Origin of the sequence: Lonsdalea britannica, from assembly GCF_946477055.1 — a bacterium.
Classification (GTDB): domain Bacteria; phylum Pseudomonadota; class Gammaproteobacteria; order Enterobacterales; family Enterobacteriaceae; genus Lonsdalea; species Lonsdalea britannica_A.
Genome location: NZ_CAMKXG010000301.1, coordinates 1 through 3,636, shown reverse-complemented (window position 1 = coordinate 3,636; position 3,636 = coordinate 1). Strand labels below are relative to the sequence as shown.

Sequence of the window (3,636 nt, the reverse complement as noted above, 5' to 3'; positions counted from 1 at the left end):
GTGTCTACAAAAATGGCGGGTTCAATAAACCAGCCCTGCGTCAGATGATCGGGGCGTTCACCGCCGCAGACCAGACGCGCGCCTTCCCGTTTGCCAAGTTCTATCGCCTGTCGCACTTTCTGGTAGTGTTCGCCGCTGACCAGTGGGCCGAGCTGTACGCCCTCCTGCAGACCGTCACCGATGAGGATGTTTCGCGTAGCGTCGATCAATCGCTCGATCAGACGTTCGTAGAGACCTTCCTGCACCAACAGACGCGACGTCGCTGAACAGACCTGTCCCTGATTCCAGAAAATGCCGAACATAATCCACTCGACGGCGGCTTCGATATCGGCATCATCGAATACGATAAACGCCGATTTTCCGCCCAATTCCAGACTGACGTTTTTGATGTCCTGCGCGGCCGCCTGCATGATCGCGCTGCCCGTTGGCACGCTGCCGGTGAAGGCCAGCTTGTCCACGCCGGGATGGCGGGACAGAGGCGCACCCGCGTCGCCGCCCAGACCGGTGACGACGTTGAGGACGCCGGCCGGTAATCCCACCGCATCAGCAATGGCGGCGAGTTCCAGCGCACCCAATGGCGTCAGCTCGGACGGCTTGAGCACGGCAGTACAGCCCGCGGCCAGCGCCGGAGCGACTTTCCAAGCCGCCATCAGCAGCGGGTAATTCCAGGGGATGATCAGACCGGCGACGCCCAGCGGTTCGCGCACCACGCGGCAGCTAAAGCGGGGGTCTGGCAGGGGAATGATCTGTTCCTCTTCGTCCAGCTCCTCGGCCAGTGAGGCGTAGTACTCAAAGCACCCGACGGCATCCTCGATATCCCACTCGGCTTCCGGCAATGGTTTGCCGTTGTCTTTGACTTCCAGCTCGGCCAGTTCGTGTTGACGTTGACGCAAGAGGTCCGCCATAGCGCGGAGGTAACCCGCGCGCGCTTTTCCGCTCATCCGCGGCCAGGGGCCGTCATCGAAGGCGCGTCTGGCGGCGGTTACCGCCTTTTCGATATCGTCGGGACCGGCCGCTGCAACGGTGCAGATGTGCGCTTCGGTCGAGGGGTTAACGACCGCAAGACGGCCGTTTTGTATTGCCGGTTGCCATTGGCCATCGATATAAAGCTGGTCATGCATCATGTTTGTCTCCCTGATGATGGTGAAGGTTCCGGTCAGCGGTAAAAGCCTCAGTCAGCCGCAATAGGGCGAGGTTGCCCGGTGCGGCGAGCGGCAGAAAATGACCCGAACGCGTGGTGAGCGTCACCTAATGGGGGCGGCGTCAATCCGCGTTTTCTGCGATTTTCTGCTGCAAATAAGATTTGGGTGACAGTCCGGTCTCCTCTCTAAAGCAGCGGTAAAAGGTCGAGAGGGAGTGAAATCCTGCCGCTTTCGCGTCATCGTCGATGCGTTTGGAGGTGTGTTTACCGTCATCCCATTGGGTTAACACATGACGAAGCCGGAGCCGGTTGAGATATTGGTAAAAACTGCATCCCATCACGTGATTGAGGAAAAACGAGATCTGATTGCGGGTGTAACCCGTGGCGGCGGCGACCTGAACCAGACTCAGTTCCGCATTCAGGTGGGGACGGTGCTGCGCGAAATACTGCTGGATGTCGTCGGCCATGATACTTAGCTGTCGGGCGGACAAGCCCAGCCGTTGCGAGGCCGCGCGGTGATCCAGATCGCTCGGCGAGCTTTTCCCTTGCGGCTGAGAAAGCAGAGAGGCGTATTCGTTGACGCGGATAATCACGCCGTCGCAGACCGTGACCACCTCACAACAGCAGATAATGGCACGGCTATCGCTGCCGCTGAGCGGGGTCTGATATTGCAGCGTTGCCGTATCGCCATCCACACGCAGGCGGTCGGTGTAGTGAAGCGTCTCCTCCGTCGTCGTCGACAGACAGGCGCTGAGATAGTCGCGGAGCGCCTCGGGGGCGATGCGACATCCCTGAAAAAAGTCGTTGTACTCTACCGTGGGTGAGTAGAGGGCGAGAAGCCCGTCGAGGTCGCGTTGCCACCAGGCTTCGTAGTAACGCATCATCACCTGCTGTGTATGATGATTCGCCGTTTCGGGGGAATAAGGGGTCGTACTCAATCGTTCAGGGGCGCGTATACCATCATCCATAATTAATCCCATTGCAGATTCTTTCATAGAGAACCTAACCGATATCAGGAAAAAACGCCGCCGTTTTTTCACATCCGTCAGGTGTCGTCAGGAGTCGAAGCCAATGCCCAGAGCATCGAAGGTTTTCAGCAGCATATTGCGATGCCCGTCGCGGTCCTCGCGGGCCAAAGAGTGGATCGCAGCCTGTACGCCAGCAAAGCGCAGCGGTTCCGGGGGGAAGTGGATCGGGGCTCGGGAGAGCATGCGCAATTCGGTGCGCGGCGTTTTTTCTCCCGCGAGTTGGTCCAACATATTCAGCGCGGCAAAACGACAGGCGGAGACGCCGAGTCCGGTATAGCCCAAGGCATAGGCAATCTTGCCGTCGGCTTCACAGCCCGTAAACATTGTCGTGCGTGCGGACGTGTCGATGATCCCGCCCCAGGCGTGGCTGAAGCCAATGTCTTGAATGGCAGGAAAAACGTCGCGGAACTGTTCGGCCAGACGGTTAAACGTTTCGGGGCGTTGGGTCAGCGACTCATCGCGGCGGCTGCCGTAGTGGTAGATCGCATCATATCCACCCCACAGAATGCGGTTGTCCGCCGTTTTGCGGAAATAGTGAAACTTATTGCCGCTGTCGGAGATGCCGTAACGTCCCGTCCAGCCTATATCGGCTAATTGGTCGTCGCTCAATGGATGCGTGACCAGTACGTAGTCGTAGACAGGGATGACCGTCGAAGCCAGATGACGCAGCAGCGGCACGGCAATGTTCGTTGCGAGGACGACCTGTTTGGCCAGCACTTCTCCGGACGCCGTGCGCAACCGGACGTATTCACCCTGTTGCGTCAACGCTTTCACTTCGCTGTTTTCATACAGTTCGATGCCTTGTGACAGACAAACCCGTCGTAATTCACTCACCATTTTGGCGGGGTTGACCATGGCGTAGTTCGATTCGAACAGGCCCGCGCTGTAGCGGGGGGAGTTCAGCTTCTCGGCCAGACGGTCGCCCTCGAGCCATTCGCACTCAAGGCCGAAGCGCTGGTAATCCTGCTGCATGGAACGCAGCCCTTCGATTTGCCAGGGCTGGCTCGCCAGGTTCAACTGACCGGTCAGCTCGAACTCGATCTCCATCCCAAACTCATGGAGGTCCGCTTCTAACTCTTCCAGATTGGTTTTGCCCAACTCGATGAGTTTTTCCGCTTCCTTGGGCCAGCGATTGAGCGCGATGGACACCCCGTGGGAAATGCTAGGCGAGCAGAAACCGCCGTTACGGCTGCTGGCTTCAGAGCCACAGCGTCTGGCTTCGATAATGACGATCTTTTTCTCGGGCCATTTACGGCGGGCCAGCAGCGCCGTCCACAGACCGGTATAGCCGCCGCCGACGATGGCAAGATCGCAGGAAATACTGTCTTGCAGGGAGGGCGCGGGCGTCCCGGCGGTGAGGGTGTCCAGCCAGAACGGATATGATTTTACGTCAGCAAATGCTTCTGGATTTGAATAGGTGGTCATGGGGGGCTCCTGAAACACAATGATCCTTTGTCTCTTTTGAGC

Annotated in this window: 3 protein-coding genes; all 3 read right to left on the bottom strand. The window is 58.4% G+C overall.

Features of this window, described 5'->3' with window-relative positions:
- Window positions 1-1,124, bottom strand: a 1,124-nt coding sequence (locus Q7O77_RS15590) for an aldehyde dehydrogenase family protein (protein ID WP_304169439.1), incomplete at its 3' end; no start/stop codon positions are given.
- Window positions 1,125-1,263: 139 nt separating this feature from the next.
- The gene (locus Q7O77_RS15585) at window positions 1,264-2,136 is read right to left on the bottom strand and encodes an AraC family transcriptional regulator (RefSeq protein WP_304169436.1); all 873 of its coding nucleotides are present in this window, start codon (window positions 2,134-2,136) and stop codon (window positions 1,264-1,266) included.
- 60 nt (window positions 2,137-2,196) lie between these two features.
- Entirely contained in the window at window positions 2,197-3,594 is a 1,398-nt protein-coding gene (locus Q7O77_RS15580) for an FAD-binding oxidoreductase (protein WP_304169433.1), read from the bottom strand.
- Between the last annotated feature and the right edge of the window lie 42 nt (window positions 3,595-3,636).